Source organism: Bradyrhizobium sp. USDA 3256 (genome assembly GCF_054058275.1).
Genome location: NZ_JBSSAE010000002.1, coordinates 4105221 through 4126854 on the forward strand (window position 1 = coordinate 4105221; position 21634 = coordinate 4126854).

Annotated in this window: 18 protein-coding genes and 1 pseudogene; 3 read left to right on the forward strand and 16 right to left on the reverse strand. The window is 63.6% G+C overall.

All coding sequences use genetic code 11. The annotated features are described in order from the left end of the window. Nucleotides 1-4: 4 nt before the first annotated feature. The 6 genes from ACVWY5_RS21180 to ACVWY5_RS21205 form a co-directional block, all read right to left on the reverse strand. Nucleotides 5-3172: an efflux RND transporter permease subunit gene (locus ACVWY5_RS21180; protein ID WP_028335351.1), complete on the reverse strand. Its 3168-nt coding sequence runs from the start codon at nucleotides 3170-3172 to the stop codon at nucleotides 5-7. Beyond that, entirely contained in the window at nucleotides 3169-4611 is a 1443-nt protein-coding gene (locus ACVWY5_RS21185) for an efflux RND transporter periplasmic adaptor subunit (RefSeq protein ID WP_051376213.1), read from the reverse strand. Before ACVWY5_RS21185 ends, ACVWY5_RS21180 begins: the two co-directional genes overlap by 4 nt. Nucleotides 4612-4622: 11 nt before the next feature. Next, a complete protein-coding gene (locus ACVWY5_RS21190; protein ID WP_028335350.1) occupies nucleotides 4623-5024 on the reverse strand; it encodes a FixH family protein in 402 nt (133 codons plus the stop codon). A 99-nt stretch (nucleotides 5025-5123) separates the two neighbouring features. Further along, nucleotides 5124-5525, reverse strand: coding sequence for a hypothetical protein (locus ACVWY5_RS21195; RefSeq protein ID WP_038377656.1), 402 nt, complete (start codon nucleotides 5523-5525; stop codon nucleotides 5124-5126). An 88-nt stretch (nucleotides 5526-5613) separates the two neighbouring features. Then, nucleotides 5614-7791 carry a xanthine dehydrogenase family protein molybdopterin-binding subunit gene (locus ACVWY5_RS21200; protein ID WP_038377655.1) on the reverse strand — a complete coding sequence of 726 codons (2178 nt, stop codon included), beginning with the start codon at nucleotides 7789-7791 and terminating at the stop codon, nucleotides 5614-5616. 3 nt (nucleotides 7792-7794) lie between these two features. After that, nucleotides 7795-8256: a (2Fe-2S)-binding protein gene (locus tag ACVWY5_RS21205; protein ID WP_028335347.1), complete on the reverse strand. Its 462-nt coding sequence runs from the start codon at nucleotides 8254-8256 to the stop codon at nucleotides 7795-7797. A 181-nt stretch (nucleotides 8257-8437) separates the two neighbouring features. On the opposite strand from ACVWY5_RS21205, the gene ACVWY5_RS21210 reads away from it, so the two are divergent. Together ACVWY5_RS21210 and ACVWY5_RS21215 are read left to right on the forward strand one after the other, a co-directional pair. Next, on the forward strand, nucleotides 8438-9319 hold the full coding sequence (locus ACVWY5_RS21210; RefSeq protein ID WP_028335346.1) for a LysR substrate-binding domain-containing protein: 882 nt from the start codon (nucleotides 8438-8440) through the stop codon (nucleotides 9317-9319). Between the two features lie 371 nt (nucleotides 9320-9690). Next, nucleotides 9691-10197 (forward strand): hypothetical protein, encoded by a 507-nt coding sequence (locus ACVWY5_RS21215; protein WP_321176903.1) that lies wholly within the window; start codon nucleotides 9691-9693, stop codon nucleotides 10195-10197. Nucleotides 10198-10338: 141 nt separating this feature from the next. Here ACVWY5_RS21215 and ACVWY5_RS21220 read toward each other — a convergent pair whose 3' ends face one another. The 9 genes from ACVWY5_RS21220 to coxB all read right to left on the reverse strand — a co-directional run bounded on the left by ACVWY5_RS21220 (nucleotide 10339) and on the right by coxB (nucleotide 18835). Next, a complete protein-coding gene (locus ACVWY5_RS21220; protein ID WP_028335343.1) occupies nucleotides 10339-11892 on the reverse strand; it encodes a winged helix-turn-helix domain-containing tetratricopeptide repeat protein in 1554 nt (517 codons plus the stop codon). Between the two features lie 155 nt (nucleotides 11893-12047). Further along, nucleotides 12048-12485: a DUF5658 family protein gene (locus ACVWY5_RS21225; RefSeq protein WP_028335342.1), complete on the reverse strand. Its 438-nt coding sequence runs from the start codon at nucleotides 12483-12485 to the stop codon at nucleotides 12048-12050. Nucleotides 12486-12625: 140 nt separating this feature from the next. Continuing rightward, a complete protein-coding gene (locus ACVWY5_RS21230) occupies nucleotides 12626-12790 on the reverse strand; it encodes a hypothetical protein (RefSeq protein ID WP_167350399.1) in 165 nt (54 codons plus the stop codon). Nucleotides 12791-13242: 452 nt separating this feature from the next. Next, on the reverse strand, nucleotides 13243-14148 hold the full coding sequence (locus tag ACVWY5_RS21235; RefSeq protein WP_028335341.1) for a heme o synthase: 906 nt from the start codon (nucleotides 14146-14148) through the stop codon (nucleotides 13243-13245). A gap of 140 nt (nucleotides 14149-14288) precedes the next feature. After that, the gene (locus ACVWY5_RS21240) at nucleotides 14289-14696 is read right to left on the reverse strand and encodes a cytochrome C oxidase subunit IV family protein (protein ID WP_028335340.1); all 408 of its coding nucleotides are present in this window, start codon (nucleotides 14694-14696) and stop codon (nucleotides 14289-14291) included. Between the two features lie 8 nt (nucleotides 14697-14704). Beyond that, the gene (locus ACVWY5_RS21245) at nucleotides 14705-15427 is read right to left on the reverse strand and encodes a heme-copper oxidase subunit III family protein (protein ID WP_028335339.1); all 723 of its coding nucleotides are present in this window, start codon (nucleotides 15425-15427) and stop codon (nucleotides 14705-14707) included. Between the two features lie 14 nt (nucleotides 15428-15441). Continuing rightward, complete coding sequence (locus ACVWY5_RS21250; protein WP_028335338.1) at nucleotides 15442-16146, reverse strand: cytochrome c oxidase subunit 3; 705 nt, start codon at nucleotides 16144-16146, stop codon at nucleotides 15442-15444. Beyond that, complete coding sequence (gene ctaD, locus ACVWY5_RS21255; protein WP_028335337.1) at nucleotides 16143-17918, reverse strand: cytochrome c oxidase subunit I; 1776 nt, start codon at nucleotides 17916-17918, stop codon at nucleotides 16143-16145. Before ctaD ends, ACVWY5_RS21250 begins: the two co-directional genes overlap by 4 nt. 83 nt (nucleotides 17919-18001) lie before the next feature. Beyond that, nucleotides 18002-18835 (reverse strand): cytochrome c oxidase subunit II, encoded by an 834-nt coding sequence (gene coxB, locus ACVWY5_RS21260; RefSeq protein ID WP_028335336.1) that lies wholly within the window; start codon nucleotides 18833-18835, stop codon nucleotides 18002-18004. A 546-nt stretch (nucleotides 18836-19381) separates the two neighbouring features. Between coxB and ACVWY5_RS21265 the strand changes: the two genes are divergently transcribed. After that, the gene (locus ACVWY5_RS21265) at nucleotides 19382-20278 is read left to right on the forward strand and encodes a DUF2189 domain-containing protein (protein ID WP_028335335.1); all 897 of its coding nucleotides are present in this window, start codon (nucleotides 19382-19384) and stop codon (nucleotides 20276-20278) included. 163 nt (nucleotides 20279-20441) lie between these two features. Here the strand turns inward: ACVWY5_RS21265 and ACVWY5_RS21270 are convergent. After that, nucleotides 20442-21428, reverse strand: a pseudogene (locus tag ACVWY5_RS21270) (IS30 family transposase); the annotation flags it as partial. Between the last annotated feature and the right edge of the window lie 206 nt (nucleotides 21429-21634).

Sequence of the window (21634 nt, forward strand, 5' to 3'; positions counted from 1 at the left end):
TCCATCACATCCTTGCCTCACGGCGTGCGGCACAGGAAGCAACTTCGCGTACCGACACTTCCGCTTTTATCTTGATGCCCTTCACGACGGCGAAGATCGCGGGAATCACGATCAGCGTCAGCAAGGTCGACGAGATCATGCCGCCGATCATCGGCACCGCGATGCGCTGCATGATCTCCGAGCCGGTGCCGGTGCTCCACATGATCGGCAACAGCCCGGCCATGATCGCGACCACCGTCATCATCTTCGGCCGAACGCGCTCGACCGCCCCCGCGATGATCGCGCGATTGAGATCGTCACGATCGATCGTGCGTCCCTCGGCAGCGCGGCGCGCCGTGACCTCGCCCAGCGCCTGGTTGAGATACATCAGCATCACGACGCCGGTCTCGGCGGCGACGCCGGCGAGCGCGATGAAGCCGACCGCGACCGCAACCGACAGGTTGAAGCCGAGCGCCCACATCAGCCAGAAGCCGCCGACCAGCGCGAACGGCAGCGACAGCATCACGATCATCGTCTCCGCCACCGAGCGGAAATTGAGGTAGAGCAGCAGGAAGATGATCGACAGCGTCACCGGCACCACGATCCTGAGCCGCGCGGCGGCGCGTTCCAGATATTCGTACTGCCCGCTCCAGACCACGTAGGTTCCAGGCGGAAACTGCACGCCGGCCTGCACCGCGCGCTGCGCGTCCGCGACATAGCCGCCGAGATCGCGATCGCGGATGTCGACATAGATGTAGGTCGCGAGTTGCCCGTTCTCGGTCCGGATCGTGGTCGGCCCGCGCGCCGGTTTGATGTCGGCGACCTCGCCGAGCGGCACCGCGCCGCCCGCCGGCATCGGCACCAGGATGTCGCTGGCGATCGCGCCCGAATTGTCGCGCAAATCGCGCGGATAGCGCATGTTGACGGTGAAGCGCTGGCGTCCCTCGACCGTCGTCGTCACGCTCTGGCCGCCGAGCGCGGTCGCGATGGTGTCCTGTACGTCCTGCACCGCAATGCCGTAGCGCGACAAGGCCTCACGGTTCGGCGTGATCTCGAGGTAGTAGCCGCCGAGGCTGCGCTCGGCATAGGCCGACGAGGTGCCGGGCACGCCCCTCACCACCTGCTCGACCTGTCGGGCGAGCTTGTCGATCACGGCAAGATCGGGACCGATCACCTTGACGCCGACCGGCGTCCTGATCCCTGTCGAGAGCATGTCGATGCGCGCCTTGATCGGCATGGTCCAGGCGTTGGAGACGCCGGGAAATTGCAGCGCCTTGTCCATCTCCGCGATCAGGCGGTCGAGTGTGAGGCCGGCGCGCCATTGCGATTTCGGCTTCAGGTTGATGACGGTCTCGAACATCTCCGACGGCGCCGGATCGGTTGCGGTCGCGGCGCGGCCGGCCTTGCCGTAGACCGAAGCGACCTCCGGAAAGCTGCGGATGATGCGGTCCTGCATCTGCAACAGCTCGGCCGCCTTGGTCACCGAAATCCCCGGCAGCGTGGTCGGCATATAGAGCAGCGTGCCCTCGTTGAGGTCGGGCATGAACTCGGTGCCGAGCTGCCGCGCCGGCCAGATCGAGACGGCGACGGCGCCGAGCGCGAGCACGATCACCAGCGTCTTCGCCCGCAACACGCCGTTGATGACCGGACGGTAGATCCAGATCAGAAAGCGATTGATCGGATTTCTGTGCTCGGGGACGATCCTGCCGCGGACGAAGATCACCATCAGCGCCGGCACCAGCGTCACCGACAACAGCGCCGCCGCCGCCATCGCGAACGTCTTGGTGAAGGCGAGCGGCGAGAACAGCCGCCCCTCCTGCGATTCCAGCGTGAAGATCGGCATGAAGGACACGGTGATGATGAGCAGGCTGAAGAACAGCGCCGGCCCCACCTCCGCCGCGGCCTCGATCAGGATCGCGACCCGCGGCCGGCCGGGCTCGGCGCGTTCCAGGTGCTTGTGCGCGTTCTCGATCATCACGATCGCCGCATCGATCATGGCGCCGATCGCGATCGCGATACCGCCGAGACTCATGATGTTGGAGCCGATGCCGAGCAGCTTCATCGCGCCGAACGCCATCAAGACGCCGACCGGCAGCATCAGGATCGCGACCAGCGCGCTGCGGACATGCAGCAGGAACAGGATGCAGACCAGCGCGACCACCGCGCTCTCCTCCAGCAGCGTGCGCTTCAGCGTGTCGATCGCCGCATAGATCAGATTGGAGCGGTCGTAGACCGGCACGATCTCGACCGATTTCGGCAGGCTGGTCGCGATCTCCTTGAAACGCTTCTTGACGTTCTCGATCACGTCGAGCGCGTTGACGCCGAAGCGTTGCAGCACGATGCCGCTCGCCACCTCGCCCTCGCCGTTCAGTTCAGCGATGCCGCGCCGCTCGTCGGGGCCGAGCTCGACGCGGGCGACATCGCGCAGCAGCACCGGCGTGCCGCTGTCGGTCTTCAGCACGATGTTGCCGAGATCGTTGATGTCCTTCAGATAGCCCTTGCCGCGGATGACATATTCGAACTCGGAGAGCTCGACGGTGCGGCCGCCGACATCGGCGTTGCTGGCGCGAATTGCATCGCGCATCCGTTGCATGGTGATGCCGCGGTCGCGCATCCGCTGCGGATCGAGGATCACATTGTACTGCTTGACGAAGCCGCCGACGCTCGCGACCTCGGCCACGCCTTCCGCCCGCGCAAGCGCGAATTTCAGGTTCCAGTCCTGGATCGTGCGGGTGTCCGCAAGGTTCAGCTCTTTCGACATCACGGCATACTGGTAGACCCAGCCGACCCCGGTCGCATCGGGCCCGATGGTCGGCGAGACACCGGCCGGCAGCCGCGACGTCGCACCATTGAGGAATTCGAGCACGCGCGAGCGCGCCCAGTAGATATCCGTGCCGTCCTCGAAGATGACATAGACGAAGGAGACGCCGAAGAACGAGAAGCCGCGCACGACCTTCGACTTCGGCACCGTCAGCATCGCCGTGGTCAGGGGATAGGTGACCTGGTCCTCGATCACCTGCGGCGCCTGGCCGGGATATTCGGTGTAGACGATGACCTGGGTGTCGGAGAGATCGGGGATCGCATCGAGCGGCAGATGCAGCAGCGCGTAAAGGCCCGCGGCTGCCGCAAAGCCGGTGCCGAACAGCACCGGCAGCAGGTTGCGCGCCGACCAGGCGATGACACGGGCAATCATCGCCGCTCCCCCGTCTTGTCGCCCTCGCCCGCCTGCGCAGCACCGGCCTCGGCGAAGCCCTTGATGGCCGCCTTCAGGTTGCTTTCGGCATCGATCAGAAACGTCGCGGAGGTCACGACCGCGTCGCCCTCGGCGATGCCGTCGCGGATTTCGACATAGCCCTCGCCGCGCCGCCCGAGCTTGACCTCGCGCGGCTCGAACCGCCCGTTGCCGCGGTCGATCAGCACGCTCTGGCGGCTTCCGGTGTCGAGGATGGAATTATCAGCTACCGTAAGTACCGGCGCCGCGCCGCCGGTGTCGATCTCTGCGTCGACATACATGTCCGGCAGCAGCGCGAGGTCGGCATTCTGCAATTCGATCCGCACCCGCGCGGTGCGCGTCTCCTTGTTGACCTGCGGATAGATCACGCTGATCCGGCCGACGAAACTGCGGCCGGGATAGCTGCGCGCGCGTACGGTCACGTTCTGCCCGACCACGATATTGCCGAGATCGCGCTCGGCAACGTCGACCAATGCCCACACGACAGAGACGTCGGCAATCCGGAACAGCACGTCGCCGGGCTGCGCGCGCATGCCCTCGATGGCGGCGCGCTGCAGCACGATGCCGTCGCGCGGTGACAGCCACTGGATCGCGATCGGAACCGTTCGGCTCTTCTCCATCTCGACGATAACCGGTTCGGGAACGTCGAGATTGGTCAGCCGCTGCTTGGAGCCGCGTCCGTAGGGCTCGATGTTGGCAGTCGCCTTCGACGTGATGGTCGCGACATATTCGGCCGCAGCGGACGATATTGCCGGGCTGTAGATCTCCATCAACGGCTGGCCCTTGGTCACGCGGCTGCCGGTCGTGACGTCGGCAACCTTCTGTACGTAGCTCTCGGCGCGCATTGCAATCACCGACACCCGCCGTTCGTCGAGCTGGATCGTGCCGGGTGCGCGGACCAGCGTGCGGATGCGGCGCATCTGCGCAGGCTCGGACTTGACGCCGCTGCGCTGGATCCTGCCGGGCGACAGCGTGATCGACCCGTCGTCGCTGTCATCGCCGTCATAGACGGCGATGTAATCCATCCCCATGGAGTCCTTCTTCGGCACCGGCGAGGTATCGGGAAGTCCCATGGGATTGCGATAATATTTGACCTTGCGCTCGCCTTTCGCGGCAGGCGCGCTCACGTCTGCCGATTGCCCGGGCCCGCCGGCACCGCCCTCGTCATCAGCAAACACCGGCAGAAAGTCGCGCCCGTCAGGCGTCTTCTTCGGTGTCGCCGAATAGAACGACTTGCCGTCGGGATCGCGGTAGTAGATCGGCGCAGCAGTCTCCGCCGCCCGCGCGGCGGAGACGATGGCAGCGGTCACTGGCCGCGGCGACAGGTCGCGGCCGATCCATGCGGCGCCTGTCGCTGCCGCGATCGCTGCGGCAGCGCCGGCCCATGTCAAGGCGCCCATTGCCCGGCGGCTCATTGCTCGGCCGTGACGACAAGCTTGTTCTCGACCGCGCCGGTCTCGCCCTGCACCTTGGCGCCGAGCGACAATTGCCAGCGCCCGGCCATGCCGAAGGTCGCCTTGAACCGGTAGGTGCCGGCTTCGGTGCCCGGCATCGGCGTCACCTTGGTAGCCATCTCCTGCATGCCGTCGGGCGCCATGTCGAGCCGGGTCGAGAAGATGACCGCGTCGGGCACGGCTTTCCCGCTCGTCTTGTCGACCAGCCGCACCGTGACGATGCGATCGGTACCCGCCTTGACGGTCGGCTGCACGAGCTGGAATTCGTAGTTCTTGATCTCGGCGTGGGCAGACATGCCCGTCACGGCAACGCCGATCAGTGCGGCGGCAGTGGCGCGCGCCAGGTGGAAAGTCTTCATCGTGATGATCCTCGATACGTCTGATGAACCGCGTGAACGGCATGCAAAGGCACGCGCGCCATGGGCGCACGCGTCAGCGATCAGGCGCTGGCGCGCCCGTCAGACGTTGGTTCGAGGCGGATGATCGGGAGGTTTGGCGCCAAGGCCGTCGAGCAGACGGTCGTCATGGGCGGCGATCCGGTTACGCAGCGGATCGCGCTCGATCAGCGACATGGCGCCGGCGGGCACCGGCAGCGAAACGCTCAACATGCAGAGCGCAAGGAACGGACAGTCGTCGCAGCCCTTGCTCTTGCCCTGCTCCGGACAGCACGGCATGTCGTCGGCCATCGCCTGCCCGGACACGGCCTGTCCAGACATGGCGTGATCGTCCGGCATCGCCTGCATCGCAGCGGCCGAGGCATCCGGCATCGTCCGGGCAAATGCCGGCGCCACGGGCGCGAGCAACAGCCCGGCCGCGATGAGCAGCAGAATCCAGAGATTGGCGAGCCGCCTCAGATGCATGCCCGTTTCTCGCACGGATCAGCGCACGGCGCAAATCCGTCCGGCTTCACGATCGCGCCAGCACCCGGGGGAGACTCTCACTCGCCCCCTAGGTTTGCTTCAACAGCGCCGGATCGACCGGCATCTTGCGCAGCCGCTTGCCGGTCGCCGCGAAGATCGCGTTGCTGATCGCCGGCACGATGCCCGAGGTTCCCGTCTCACCCATGCCGCCGGGCGGCTCGGTGCTCGGCACGATATGGACCTCGATCGCCGGGGCCTGATCGATGCGCAGCATCTGGTAGCTGTCGAAATTGCTCTGCTCGACGCGACCGTCCTTGAGCGTGATCTCGCCGTAGAGCGCCGCGGTGACGCCGAAATTGATGCCGCTCTGCAGCTGCGCCTGCACCGTGTCGGGATTGACCACGGTGCCGCAATCCATCGCGCAGACGACGCGGTGGACACGGACCGAACCGTCCTTGGCGACCTCGACTTCGGCGACCTGTGCGAGGTAGCTGCCGAACACGAATTGCAGCGACACGCCGCGTCCGCGCCCGGCCGGCAGCTTGCCGCCCCAGCCGGCCTTGGCCGCCGCGAGCTCGAGCGCCGCCTTGGCGCGCGGCGACTTGCCGAGCAGCGCGCGGCGGTAGTCGACCGGATCCTGCTTCGCCGCCGCCGCCAGCTCGTCGATCACGCTTTCGGTGACGAACACGTTGTGCGAGGGCCCGACGCTGCGCCAGAACGCGGTCGGAATGCCCGGCGGCTCGACCCGGACATATTCTACATGGAAGTTGGGGATGTCGTAGACGAGATCGATCGCGCCCTCGGTCGTGTCGGGGTCGAGCCCGTTGCGAAACGCCGGCGGCGCCCATCGCGCCAGCACCGACGAGCCGGCGAAGCGGTTGTTCCAGGCGACCGGCTTGCCGGATGCATCGAGGCCGACCGCAATCCGGTCGCACCAGTAGGGCCGGTACATGTCGTGCTGGATGTCCTCCTCGCGGGTCCACACCACCTTGACCGGCGCATCGACCTGCTTGGCGATCTGCACGGCGCGGATGACACCATCGACCTCGAGCCTGCGGCCAAAGCCGCCGCCGAGCAGATGATTGTGCACCACCACCTTCTCCGGCGCCATGTTCAGCACCTTTGCGGCTACCGCCTGCGCACGCGAGAGCGCCTGGCTGCCGACCCAGATCTCGCAACCGTCGGAACGCACATGCACGGTGCAGTTCATCGGCTCCATCGTCGCATGGGCGAGGAACGGCAGTTGATAGGTCGCCTCGACTTTCGTCCCTGCGCCCGCCATCGCCTTGTCGGCGTCGCCAATATTTTGCGCGACCGCGCCCGGCTTCGTGGTGACGGCTTCGAGCTCGCGCGCGATATCCGATGTGGCGAGCTTCGCGTGGGGGCCCTCGTCCCACTCGATCGTGAGCGCCGCCAGACCTTTCTTCGCCGCCCCCATGTGGTCGGCCACCACCGCGACTGCGTCGTCGAGCGTCACGATCTGGCGCACGCCCTTGACGGCTTTTGCCGCCGCATCATCGACGCGCTTCACCCGCCCGCCGAACACCGGCGACTGCGCCAGCGTCGCGACCTTCACCCCGGGCGGCCGCGCGTCGATGCCGTAGACCGCCGTGCCGTTGATCTTGGAGGGCGTATCGAGCCGCTTGGCCGGCGTGCCGATCAGCTTGAACTCGGACGGGCTCTTCAGCGTGACATTCTCCGGCACTGGCATCTGCGCCGCGTCAGTCGCCAGTTCACCGTAACCCAGCTTGCGTCCCGAGGCTGCATGATGCACCTCGCCGTTCTCGGCGCGGCATGTCCCAGGCTCGACGTTCCAGCGCTTCGCCGCGGCCGCGACCAGCATCGCCTTCGCGGTCGCGCCGGCCTTCCGCATCGGCTGCCAGGCGCCGCGCATTGCGTTCGAATTGCCGGTGGCCTGCACGCCGAGCAGCGGGTTGGCGTAGAGCTTGTCGCTCGGCGGCGCGTGTTCGAGCCGGACCTGCGTCAGGCCGATCTCTAGCTCTTCGGCGATCAGCATCGGGATCGAGGTGTAGGTGCCCTGCCCCATCTCGACATAAGGCATGGTCAGCACGACCTTGCCGTCGCCGCCGATCCGGACAAAGGCGTTCGGCGCGAAGCCGTCGGAGGCCGCCGCCTCGCTCTCGCGGCTCGCGAACGGCAGGCTCACGCTGAGCAGCAGGCCGCCGCCCGCGATCGCGCCGGCGCGGAGGAAGTTGCGCCGCGACAGGTCGGCGGCGCGCTCGGACAGATTGTCGATCAGCGTCATGGCTCAACCTCCCGACTGCGCGGCTTGCTTGATGGCTTCGCGAATGCGCACATAGGTGCCGCAGCGGCAGATATTGCCTGACATCGCTTCGTCGATATCGGCATCGGTCGGCTTCGCCTTGCCCGCGAGCAGCGCGGACGCCGACATGATCTGCCCCGACTGGCAGTAGCCGCATTGCGGCACCTCATGCGCGAGCCAGGCGTCCTGGATCTTCTTGCCCGCCGGCGTTTTGCCGACCGCCTCGATGGTCGTGATCTTGGAGTCGCCGATGCTGTCGATGGTCGTGATGCAGGAGCGCACCGCGGTGTCGTCGAGATGCACCGTGCAGGCGCCGCACAGCGCCATGCCGCAGCCGAACTTGGTGCCGGTCATGCCCAGCACGTCGCGCAACACCCAGAGCAGCGGCGTGTCGCCGTCGGCATCGACCGAATGACTGGTCCCATTGATCGTGATCTGGAAGGGCATCGTGACACTCCTGTCCTGGTTCGAGACGTGCGCGGACGACGCCCCTCCGGGCGCGTCCGGGCCAGATTCCAAGGGCATGGCGCAAGATCGCGCCAATTGCTCACTCATGGTAATAAATGCAGTTCCCACGCCCTATAAGGGGCGCTTTCATCCGCAGTGAAATAACCATTGGTTTATAATCATGGACCGACTGACCAGCATGTCCGTGTTCGCCCGCGTCGCCGATCTGGGCTCCTTCACCGCGGCCGCCAAGGAGTTGCGGATGTCGCCGACCATGATCGGCAAGCATATCCGTTTTCTCGAGGACCGGCTTGGCTCGCAATTGATCAACCGGTCCACCCGACGGCAGGGCCTCACCGAACTCGGCCGCAGCTATCTCGATCACTGCAAGCAATTGCTGGAGCAGGCCGAGGCCGGCGACGCGCTGGTCGAGGAGGCCCTGAGCGCGCCGCGCGGCAAGCTCCGCGTCGCGACCTCGGTTGCCTTCGGGTCGTACAGCCTGGCGCCCGCGCTGGTCCGCTTCATGAAGAAATATCCGGAAGTCTCGGTCGACCTCATCCTCAGCGACAGGATGGTCGATCTGCTCGAGGAAGGGCTGGATGCAGCGATCCGGGTCGGCACGCTGACCGACTCCACCATGATGTCGCGCTCGCTGTCGCCCTATACCGGCGTGGTTTGCGCAGCGCCGAGCTATCTCGCCGAACGCGGCACGCCGACCCATCCGGCAGATCTCGCCCGCCATGAATGCCTGCGCTACCCGGGCTGGTCGGACGGGCAGCGATGGACATTCTCGGGGCCGGAGGGCGAAGTGCATGTCGATGTCGCGAGCCGCCTCTTCATCAACAGCGCGTTCGGCATCCGCTATGCGGCGCTGGCGGGCGCCGGCATCGTGCTGATGCGCGACGAGCTGCTGGCCGACGATATCGCCGCGGGGCGGCTGCAGGTCCTGCTGCCAAACTACACGACGCAGACCCGCGCACGCCAGATCCTGTGGCCGAAGCACCGCAAGATGACACCGAAGCTGCGCGCGCTGATCGACTTCATCGTGGAGACGTACGGGTGAGACAGATCGCCGCGGCCAAACCGCTCAACGCGACTGGCCAAGGTTGTGACATCGCGACGGAGCGCGTAGGATGAGAATGTGCAATGAGGCCGTCGCGCCGATGCCGGGCGGCTTCCGTTCAAGTGAGGCGCGACATGCTGCCTGCCGAGGTTTGGACGCGCCTTCCCAGCTCGAGAATTGAAGATCCAAGCGACGCCGTTCGCGGCGCGCGCCTTGACGCGCCCCAGATGTCCAGCGGTCATCTCTCGGGCAGTCTCGTCTTTTCGAACTCGGACGGCATCGAGTCCAGCAGCGGGCTGATCGACGGAGGACAGTGCCGCGCCCACCGGATCGATCGGTGGACGTAGCCGAATTTAGCAGGAGATACACTGATGCTTGACTTGAAGCGTACTACGATGCTTGCAGCGTCCATCCTGACCGCCTCGATCATTGCGGCGATGCCGCTTGAATCGGCGTCCGCAACGCTGCTCGGCGCGATGCCGATCGGTAATCACGTCGCGCAGTCATCCGACGTCGTTGCAGTCCGCGCGGCCGGCCGCCGTGGCGGCGCAGCGGTCGGTCCCCGCGGAGGTGCCGTCGTTCACCGTGGCGGCGCGGCCGTTGGGCCGCGCGGTGGCGCCTATCGCGGCCGCACCGCCGTCGTCGGGCCGCGCGGCAACGTCGCGGTTCGCGGCCGAACGGTGGTAGGAGGTGGCGGATGGGCGCGTCCGGGCCGGTATTACTGGCCAAGGGGCGGCGCAATCGCGGCCGGCGCTGCCATCGGGGTCGTGTCGGCGGCAACGGCTGCGGCGTGGGCCGGTGCCGCGCCGGCACCCGGCATGTGCTGGTACTATACCGATCCGTCCCGGACGCAGGGGTTCTGGGACTACTGCCGGTAATCGCCGCAGCGGGCGAGCCGATGTTGCGCCAGTGATGTCTCGCGCCTGCCCTGGCGGAGGCACCACTGGTTGGGTCACGAACATTCGGCTCTCGCGAATGCGCGCCCTATAGATCAGCCTGTCGATGCAGACGAGCACGGCTCACTCGGTCAATCCCGCTTTCCGAAAACCCTCGATCATCAGCTTCGCCGTTTTCGATAGCTGGCTCCGGGCGATCCACGCCGATATCGTGAACGCAGGATCGATCTCAAGCATGCGAGCCGCCGCCTCACGGGCTTCAGCGTCCCGTCCGAGATGGGCGAAAGCGGATGCGAGGCAGCGGTATGGTCCTGGATAGGAAGGGTTCTGACGGAGGGCTTTCTTCCCTGCAATGATGGCCTCGTCAAAGCGACGAAGCTCGATAAGGGCAAATCCCATCCCGGTAAACGCTGTGTATAGTTGCGGGTCTACCGGGCTCATGCGCATGGCGCGTTCAAAACTCCGGATCGCTTCCTCTGGCTGCCCCGCAATCTTGTAGACCCAGCCTCTGCAGTTCCACGCGCGATATGAATTCGGGTTGAGCTTAACCGCCTGGTCGGACATCTCGATCTCAGTCTCACGATCGCCGACCAAAAGTGCCGAGGTCAAGGCAGCACTTGCCAACGTGCTGGGATCACCATCGTCGAGGCTCAATGCCAAGCGCATCAGCCGAATGGCTTCCTTGCGGTCGAATTGAGGATCGATAGCATAACCCCTAACCACGTTTTCCGTGTGAGAGGCACCTGCCAGGACAGCGGCCTCGGCAAACCCAGGGTCAAGCTCCAAGGCCCGCTGGACCAGTCGGACCGCCTCGGCCAACCCTTCGCGGGTCGCTGGCCGCACCTGCTGTATGGCTCGCAGATAGAAATCATATGCGGTGAGGTCTTCCGGTCGCCGCCGCGTTGTCATTGCAATTTCTGCTTGAAACAACTTTGGCTGAATGGCTGAGACAACGGCGGCCGTGACTTCGTCCTGCAACGCGAAAATATCCGTCATGTCGCGCTCGAACTTGTCCGCCCAGATGTGTGCGCCCGTAGCCGCTTCAATCAACTGGCCGGTGATGCGGACCTTCCCCGGCGCGTTGCGCACCGCGCCCTGAAGGACATAGCGCACGCCAAGCCGGCGCCCGACTTCCTTGACGTCGACGGCCTTGCCCTTGAAGGTGAAGCTCGAATTGCGCGCGATCACGAACAACCATTTGAACCGCGAGAGCGCGGTCGTGATCTCCTCAACCATCCCGTCCGCGAAGTACTCCTGCTCGGGATCGCCAGACATGTTCGCGAACGGCAGCACGGCGATGGAGGGCTTGTCGGGTACCGCAGGGGCGCTCTCGGGCGCATCGCCCGGATCCGGACCTGCAACCTCTCGCGCCTCCTGCACCTGTCCGACGAAACGGAATCCCTTGCGTGGCAACGTCTTGATCAGCCGCTGCTCCTCCCCGGAATCGCCGATTGCGCTTCGGGCGACATTCAGCCGGGTCGTCAGTGCCGCATCCGAAACGCTGCGCCCGTTCCAAACGGCATTGATGAGGTCGTCCTTGCTGACGACGCGCTCCCTGTTGCGGATCAGATAATCGAGCAGATCGAACACCTGCGGTGCGATGCGGACGACGTCCGCCCCGCGATACAACTCGCGCCGGTCAAGGTCGAACGCGAAATCCTCGAAGAGATAGCGCAAGATGCGAATCCCCCTGGATGAGAGCACCCCGACAACTGGGTGGCGCCTTGGGCTGGCCGGAAATCGCAGAATAAGCTGCAGGTGAGGAAAATGTAAGCCACCGGTCAAGCCTACCCGCCGCACTCGCGGCGACCTCGTGCCGGCTATGACGCGCCCTACTTCGTGCTTGCTATGATGAGAAGATTATTGAGTACGGGCGTGCAGCAAAACGCCGCCACGATCGCGATATTGTAAGGGTTGTTGCTGCGCCAAAGCAGCCACATCATGAAATAGGTCAAACCGAGCTTCGGGATCAGCCACCAGGGGCCGAGCCATGTCTGAGCGACATGCATGAACGGGTTCAACTCGCCGAGGCCGAGATTCAGGATCGTGTTGGTGGTGTAGAGATCGGCGATGCCAAGAAGCAGCACGGACAGCACGAGGAGCGTCTTGGCCAGGTAACGTGGCCCCAGAATAATCTCGTAAGCAAATGCGACGCCCTCCGGGACGTTTCGCTTGAACCACGACTGCGCGGCGTCATTGGTCGCGAAAATCTTCAGATGCTCCGGCTCGCCAACGGGCTTGCTTGTGTCGGTATAGACCCAGACTTTCATACGATTGCTCAAGTATCTCTTTTCAAATCACAAAAAAGTATCATCTGCCGAGATGGTCATCTCGGGAGACCAAGGTAGCTCTGCCGTCGCCGTAAGGGGAGTGGCGTTGCGTTGGCCTCGAGGTGCCGCCTCAGGGCGGTTCAATCGTTGCGGCGCTTCAGGTCCAAGCGTCCGATGCGTTCATCAATCAGTCGATTTAGCTTCTCGTCCCGCAGTGAATTCTTCCTAAACAGCCCGCCATGCAGCCGATAGGCAAGAAGGAGCAGGACAATAGCAGTGCCCCCGAGATAGTAGGACCAGTCCATTCTTGAACCGCGCCTGGTTGCTGCAATGGGCGAAGCTTAGGGCGAGCCTGTCCTGCTTGTCCAACGCTATCCTGTGCGCCGCACCTCTCCGTGCCCGAATGGATTGGCCTGATTTATGCTTGGAAATGACCGCATGCGGAGGACGCGCGATGAGGCGGGACCTTTTGGTTATTTGCGGCGGAATGCTGGCCACGGGCGCTATCGCCTGGATCCTATTGGGCAACCCGGCGAGCGGGCCACATATGCACGGGCTCCAGACGATGTCGGCAGATCAAGACTTGAGACTGGTCTCCCAGCGAAGTCCATATATGCGGGACGAGCGCTAGGAGCGTCCCTGGCGGGTGCTTCGCGAAATTCAATCACTGAGTTGCCCAACGGCGCAGGCCCGCTCGGCAACAATACTCGCTTTTTCCGAATATTGTCCTGCGGGCTGTCGATTCGAATGCGTTCAGTCAGTGGGACTGAGCGTAGGGAGCAGCATTCATCAGCAGCCCCCCGAAAAGCAGGACCAGATAGAGCATCGAAAACACGAACAAGCGACGAGCAGGCCGCCTTTCCTTGTCGTCGCTCCGGCGCAACTGCCATGCGAGAAAAATCATGATCGCTCCCAGCGTCGCCGCGGCCGCGCCGTAGGCGGCTCCCGCGAACCCCAGCGCATAAGGCAGCAGTGAGATCGGAACCAAGAGCGCGCAATACAGAAGAATCTTGCGCTTTGTTTCGGTCCTGCCAGCCACGACCGGCAACATCGGCACACCGGCACGGGCATATTCTCCAGCAAGATTGAGCGACAGTGCCCAGAAGTGGGGTGGCGTCCAAAGGAAGATGATCAGAAACAGGATGAGCGGCTCGAGCCCGACATGTCCCGTGACCGCAACCCAGCCAATCACCGGCGGAAGCGCACCGGCGGCACCGCCAATGACGATATTCTGCGGCGTTCGGCGTTTGAGCCACATCGTGTAGACGACGACGTAGAAGAAGATTGTGAAAGCAAGCAGCGCAGCGGCGGCCATGTTCAGCAAGGTGCCGAGGGCCAGGACGGCGCACGTGCCGAGCATCAATCCGAAGACCAATGCTTCCGGGCGCGATACGCGGCCGCTGGGAATTGGACGGATGGCGGTACGCGCCATCACCGCATCGATGTCGGCGTCGTACCACATATTGAGCGCACCTGCGGCACCGGCTCCCGCGGCTATGCAAAGAAGAGCAGCGAACCCGGTGAAGGGATCGATGCCGCCGGGTGCGACCATGAGACCGACCAGTGCGGTAAAGACGACCAGCGACATGACGCGCGGTTTCGTCAGTGCGACGTAGTCTCCGATGTTGGCATAGCTCCGGCGAATTGAACGATTGATTTGCACGAGATTAATTCCTCGTCAGTTCGAAAAAGCCATCGGTGGAAGGCCTGCTTCGCAGGGTGCTGGAAGATGCGGCGAGTCCTCCGCCTTCATGACGCCTTGCCTTGTCCGGCATGACCCACGGGGTCATGGCCGTCCCGTTCTTAGCTTGCTGACGCGAAGAACATGACCCGAAGCAAGTGCGTATAGTCGGATTCGAACATCATGATCCCGACAAAAACCAACACCAGCACCGGCGGCAACAGGATGGCGTAGGCCAACGCCAACCGCTCCCAGGCCATGTGCATGAACACAGCGACGATCAGCCCGGCCTTCAGCACCATGAACAGCAGGATCAACGACCATCGCAGGTGGCCGTGGATACCGAAATAGTCGACGAGATAGGAGCAGGTGCTGAGCACGAACAGCCATCCCCAGACCACGAGATAGAGCTTGATCGGGTGCTGCTGGCCCTCCGCATGCGCGGCGCCCGATGCCACCGCACCATGCCTATAGCTGTGTAGCGCATGCTGTGCTGCCTGCCCTTCCACATGTACCGCTGCTTCTGCCATGCGCGACCTCACCAGAGATAAAAGAAGGCAAAGATGAACACCCAGACCAGATCGACGAAATGCCAGTACAGGCCCATGATTTCGACGATCTCGTAGTAACCCTTGCGGCTCGTGAAAAAACCGCGCCGCTCGACGTCGAAGTCTCCCCGCAAGACCTTTCGCGCGATAGCGATCAGGAAGATCACACCGATGGTCACGTGGGTGCCGTGGAAGCCGGTGATCATGAAGAAGCAAGCGCCGAATTGCGGCGCGCCCCACGGGTTGCCCCAGGGGCGCACGCCCTCCATGATCAGCTTGGTCCATTCGAAGGCCTGCATTCCGACGAACGTCGCGCCGAATGCCGCGGTGGCCAGCATCAAGGCTGCCGTTTTGACGCGATCCCGGCGGTAACCGAAGTTGACGGCCATCGCCATCGTCCCGCTGCTGCTGATCAGGATGAAGGTCATGATCGCGATCAGGATGAGCGGGATGTGCTGGCCGCCGATATTGAGTGCGAAGACCTCGCTGGGATTGGGCCACGGCACGGTCGTCGACATTCGCGCCGTCATGTACGACAGCAGGAAGCAGCTGAAGATGAAGGTGTCGCTCAGAAGGAAGATCCACATCATGGCCTTCCCCCAGGACACGTTCTTGAACGCGCGCTGGTCGGAGGCCCAATCGGCGGCGATGCCTCGCAATCCGGGTATCGTTCCGGGCAGCGCCTTGGGAGTTGCGAGCGTGGTTTCGGTCATCGCTTCCTGCCTCGCTAGGTGAGCAACTGGCGACAGATGTCGACGAAATTGTCGGTCCAGCCCGTCAGCAGACCGAGCAGGACCAGCCACACCAGCAACAGGAAATGCCAGTAGATGGTACAAAGCTCGACGCTCAGGCGCATCTGCGTCATCGGCGCGCCGCGCCACAGTTTTACGGTCGCCCTGCCGAGCGCCACCAGGCCGCCGGTCACGTGCAGCCCGTGGAGCGCGGTGATCAGATAGAAGAAGGAATTGGCCGGATTCGACGCCATGACATAGCCGGCGATGTTGAGCTGCTGCCACACCACGAGCTGCCCGACCAGGAACATCACGGCCGATGTACCGCCGACCAACAGGCCCGCGATCAGGCCCTCATGGTCGTCGTGGCGAGCGGCCGTCAGCGCCCATTGCAGCGCCACGCTGCTGATGACGAGGACGCCGGTGTTGAACCACACCAGCCTCGGCAGCGGCAGCTCGCGCCAGTCCACCATGGTGGTGCGCATCGAGTAGGCGCTGATCAGGAGCGCGAACAGCGAGCCGACCACCGCGAGGAAAACACCGAGGCCGATTTTCGCCGCCGGCACCGAAGAGCCGCGATCGCCGCGAAGATCAACGGCAATGCCCTGCTCCAGCCACGGCTTGGCGGCCAGCCGTTGCTGCGAGAGCCACCATCCCGCGATCGCTGCAATCGTAGCAATGAACAGGACGATGGCACTCACGGATGGGCTCCCTGGGCCAGTACCTTGGCCGGCGGTTCATTCTGCGGGATGAAGTCCCTCGCGGCACCGGGCACGCTGTAGTCGTAGGCCCAGCGATAGACGACTGGGAGCTCCTTGCCCCAGTTGCCGTGGCCCGGCGGGGTCTCCGGCGTCTGCCATTCCAGCGAGGTGGCACCCCAGGGATTGCCGCCCGCCTCTTTTCCTTTGAACAGGCTCCAGACCAGATTGAACAGGAAGACGAGCTGAGCGAAGCCGACAATCAGCGCCGCCACGCTCATGAACGCATTGAGGTCATGGGCGGATGCCGGGACGAAGGTGGTCTCGCCGATGTCGTGATAGCGGCGCGGCATCCCGAGCAGGCCGAGATAGTGCATCGGGAAGAACACCGCATAGGCCCCGATGAACGTCACCCAGAAGTGGAAGCGTCCGAGCGCGTCATTGAGCATCCGCCCGGTGACCTTCGGATACCAATGATAGATCCCGCCGAACACGGCCATGATCGGCGCAATCCCCATCACCATGTGGAAGTGCGCGACGACGAACATCGTATCGGACAGCGGAACGTCGACGACAACGTTGCCGAGGAACAGCCCGGTCAGGCCGCCATTGACGAAGGTGACGATGAAGCCGAGCGCAAACAGCATCGGCACCGTGAGATGGATGTCGCCGCGCCAAAGGGTCAGCACCCAGTTGTAGACCTTGATCGCCGTCGGAATCGCGATGATGAGCGTCGTGGTGGCGAAGAAGAACCCGAAATACGGGTGCATGCCGCTGACATACATGTGGTGCGCCCACACGACGAAGCTCAGCGCCCCGATCGCCACAATCGCCCAGACCATCATGCGATAGCCGAAGATGTTCTTGCGCGCGTGCGTACTGATCAGATCCGAGATGATGCCGAACGCCGGCAGCGCGACGATGTAAACCTCGGGATGGCCGAAGAACCAGAACAAATGCTGGAACAAGATCGGGCTGCCGCCGCCGTACTTGGTCAGCTGGCCCATCTCGACCAGTGTCGGCATGAAGAAGCTGGTTCCAAGGAGGCGGTCCAGCAGCAGCATCACCGAGGCCACGAACAGCGCCGGGAACGCCAGCAGCGCCATCACGGTGGCGGTGAAGATGCCCCACACCGTCAAGGGCATGCGCATCAAGGTCATGCCGCGTGTGCGGGCTTGCAATACTGTTACCACGTAATTGAGCCCGCCCATCGTGAAGCCGATGATGAACAGGATCAGCGAGGCCAGCATGAGAACGATGCCCCAGTCCTGCCCGGGGGTACCGGAGAGAATCGCCTGGGGTGGATAAAGCGTCCAGCCGGCGCCGGTCGGTCCGCCCGGCACGAAGAACGTCGCGGCCAGCACCAGTACGGCGAGGAGGTAGACCCAATAGCTCAGCATGTTCACGTAGGGGAACACCATGTCTCGCGCGCCAACCATCAGCGGGATGAGGTAGTTGCCGAAGCCGCCAAGGAACAATGCCGTGAGCAGGTAGATCACCATGATCATGCCGTGCATGGTGATGAACTGGAGGTACTGATTGGCATCGATAAAGGAGAATGTGCCGGGAAATCCCAGTTGCAGCCGCATCATCCACGACAGCACCAGCGCAACCATTCCGATCGACATCGCCGTGATCGAGTACTGGACGGCGATCACCTTGGCGTCTTGCGAAAAGACGTACCTCGTCCACCAGCTGTGCGGATGATAGAGCTCGACCTCAGCGACTTCGGCGGGCGGAATGCCTGCGACCTGATCAAACGGGATATCGACCATCGGAATACCCTCCTTGGTCTTCCGCTCAGCGACGAGTTCACTTCATATCCGGCCGAACATCCGGCCGATCCTCGTCGGCATGCTCATTCACTGCCGGTCTTGTACGCGGCCTTCGCAACGTTGCGCTGGCCGGACAAGGCGGCGAACGTGTGCTGCTTGTCCAGCCACGCGTGATATTCCTTCTCTTCTTCCACGACGACCTTGCTGCGCATCTGTGCATGCGCGGCACCGCAAAGCTCCGCGCAGAGGACGTCGAAGGTTCCGGTCCGGGTCGGCGTGAGCCAGTAGTAGGTCACCGAGCCAGGGATCATATCCATCTTCGCCCGGAATTCGGGCACGTAGAAATCATGCAGGACGTCGATCGAGCGGAGCAGCACCTTCACCGGCTTCCCGACCGGCAGATGCAGATCCTCGTTTTGCACGACGATGTCGTCCTGCCCGTTCGGATCATTGGGATTCAACCCGAGTGGATTGTCGGAGCTGATCAGGCGCGCATCTGACGTGCCGAGCCGGCCGTCCTTTCCCGGAAGCCGATAACTCCACATCCACTGTTGTCCAACGACCTCGACGTCGGTCGCGTCGGCGGGAACGGTGACGAACTGGTGCCAGACGATGAGGCCCGGCGCCAACATGGCGACGACGCCGATCGCGGTGCCGATGCTGAGCCACCATTCGAGCTTCTTGTTCTCGGGATTGTAGTGGGCGCGCCGTCCCTCGGTGTGGTGAAAGCGCAGCACGCAATAGGCCATGAACGCGATCACCGCGCAGAACACCGCTCCGGTGATCCAGAATGTCAGGTTGATCGTGTGGTCGATATAGCTCCAGTTCGAGGCAATCGGGGTCCACCACCAGGGGCTGTAGAGGTGGAACAGCACCGAGGCGACGGCAACCAGGAGCAGTAAGATCGCTACAACCATCCCTCATTCCTCCTTGCCATTGAAGGCTGCGGAGACGAACGAAAGGGCGGAGCTCACGTCAGAGGGATGGTCTCACGTTCACCATCACCGTGGCTTTTGCCTCGCCCATTCTGCCGGTCGCGATGCTGGGACATGACAAAAACTCAACGTCACGGCCGCAACCTCATCGGAGCTGGGGGCGTCAAGCATCAACATGGTACCCATCGAGCCAGACGTCAATAGAGGAGTAATGCCCGCCGCTGTCGGGCGCGTGTCGGCGGGAATGCATTGGATGCCGCGAAAACTGATCGGTCCTCCCCTATCGTATGGTGCATCGCAAGACCTCGTTTGTGCATCTGCACAATTCTCCCGACCGCATTCGTCACCTTGCTTCTGCCGCGCATCGGACTAGTTTTACTGGACCGGTTGCGACAGATGTCGTCCGGCAAGCTCCTTCTGGTTGAATCTGATTTGCCGGACTCAGTCGCGATTTTCGCGCATGAGGCGGATGTGCGTGTATTGATGGCGCTCCGTTCCCCTGCGGCCACAAGCAAGGAGACCGGAGCCATGACCACGGTGTTCGCACGACCCAAACTGCAATTGTTTGGAGTCTCTACCGCCTTCGTCGTTCGCAAGATCAGCCTTTCCGACCTGGGTGACGCGCTGCGCCTCGGCTGGGAAGACTTCAAGGCCATCCCGACCCACGCAATCGTCCTGTGCGTGATGTATCCCGTCCTCGGACTTGTCCTGTTCAGACTTGTGCTTGGCTACTCGGTGCTGCCGCTGCTGTTTCCGCTCGCCGCCGGCTTCGCCCTGATCGGTCCTTTCGCCGGACTCGGCCTCTACGAACTGAGCCGACGACGCGAACGTGGAGAGGAGCCAGGAGCCTGGGACGCGATGCAAGTGCTGCGCGCGCCGTCGTTCGGCGCCATGTTCGAACTTGGCGTTCTCCTGCTCGTTCTGTTCGGGGTCTGGATCGCCACCGCGGACGCGATCTACATCATGACGTTCGGCTATGCGCCGGCTGCGAGCATCCCTGATTTCGCAAAGCGCGTGTTGACGACGCCCGAAGGCTGGTCGCTCATCATCGTCGGATGCGGCGTCGGCTTCCTCTTCGCCCTGGTTGCCCTGTGCGTCAGCGTCGTCTCATTTCCACTGATGCTCGACCGACATGCGACCGCGATCGATGCGATCCGCACCTCGATACGGGCCGTGATGTTGAATCCAATTGAGATGGCCGCGTGGGGATTGATCGTTGCGGTATTGCTGGCCGTCGGCTCACTGCCATTCTTCGTCGGTCTCTGCGTCGTTCTGCCGGTGCTTGGTCATGCGACCTGGCATCTCTACAGGAAGGTGGTCGAGCCTGACCGGAATCCTCCGCAAGAAGAGCCCCGCCCGCCGATCGGTCACCGCTACGCGGCCGATTTCCCGGCCTCCCTCTTCCCGTGGAGCCGTGAGCGCTAAGCGTTTCGCGCGAATCATGTCGCGAGAATGCGGGTGCATGGCACCAATGCCGCAATAATTCAGTGTCGTCCCGGCCTTGTGCGCAATTGCGCACGGGGCCGGGACGACAAATGTCGATGTCGGCCGTGCCACACAATCGATGTCGTCCTGGCGAAAGCCAGGAGGTAGATTCACATTCGAAGTGCAACACTTGAGCAAAGGCCTCGGCAGGCGTGCGGTAGTCAAGGCATTTGCGCGGGGTGTGGTTGTAGGCGGCGATGAACTGGCGGAATCTGGCGGTCGAGAGGGTTACGAGATCGGTCTTGCGGGGAATAAAGCGGCGCATCCTGCCGATAGCGTTCTCGATGCCGCCCTTCTGCCAGGGGGCGTGGGGATCGCAGAAGAAGGTCTCGATCGAGAGGCGGTGCAGCGCCAGGTGCCCGGCGAACTCGGTGCCGTTGTCGAAGGTCACGGTCTGGCGCAGCTCCTGTGGCAGGGTCGCGAAGAAGCCCACGAGATGGCGGGCGACACCGCGCGCGACCTTGCTGGCAAGGCGGATGCCGAGCAGCAGACGCGAGGTGCGCTCGTGCACGGTCAGCACGGCCTGACCGTATTTCGAGAACATCATCAGGTCGGCCTCCCAGTGTCCGGGCACGCTGCGGTCGGCCACTTCGATCGGCCGATTTGCCAAGGAAACACGGCCTTCGATGAAGCTTGCGGGGCTGCCGCCCCTCTTGCCGCGGCGGCCGCGCTTGCTCTTGGCGCGCGGCAGATAGCGCCGCCAGTTGAAATCCGTGGTGCGCCTGAGTTGGGCATAGATGAAGCGGTAGATGGTCTCGTGCGAGATCACCTTGCGCCCGGACTCGCGGGCCAGCCGGCCGGCGACCTGCTCGGGCGACCAGCCCCGGCGAAGGCGTTCCAACACCGCGCGGCGCAGGCCGGGCTCCCGTTCGAGGCGTCCGCCCGTCCAGCGCCGCGCTCGCATCTGGTGCTGGGCATAGTTTGGCTTGTAGCCGACCTGGCTCCCCCGATTGCGCCTCAGTTCCCGAGAGACCGTTGATGGCGAGCGATCCAGAGCTGCCGCGATTTGCCGGACCGAGCTGCCATTGGCCGATAGGCAGGCAATCTCGCATCGGTCGTCCAGAGAGAGCTGCTTGTAAGTCCGCCCCATGGCAACACCTCCTCAAGGAAGTGTTGCACTTCGTTTGTGAACTCAGGGGACCCATTACCCCAAACCGAATTTGTTGCGCGACGTCGGGGGCCGCGATCCCGTTCACAACCGAATTCGGTGGTGATGGGTCCTGGCTTTCGCCAGGACGACGAGAATATTTTGCCCCGGGCATCCCAACAAACTCACTGTCGTCCCTGCGAAAGCAG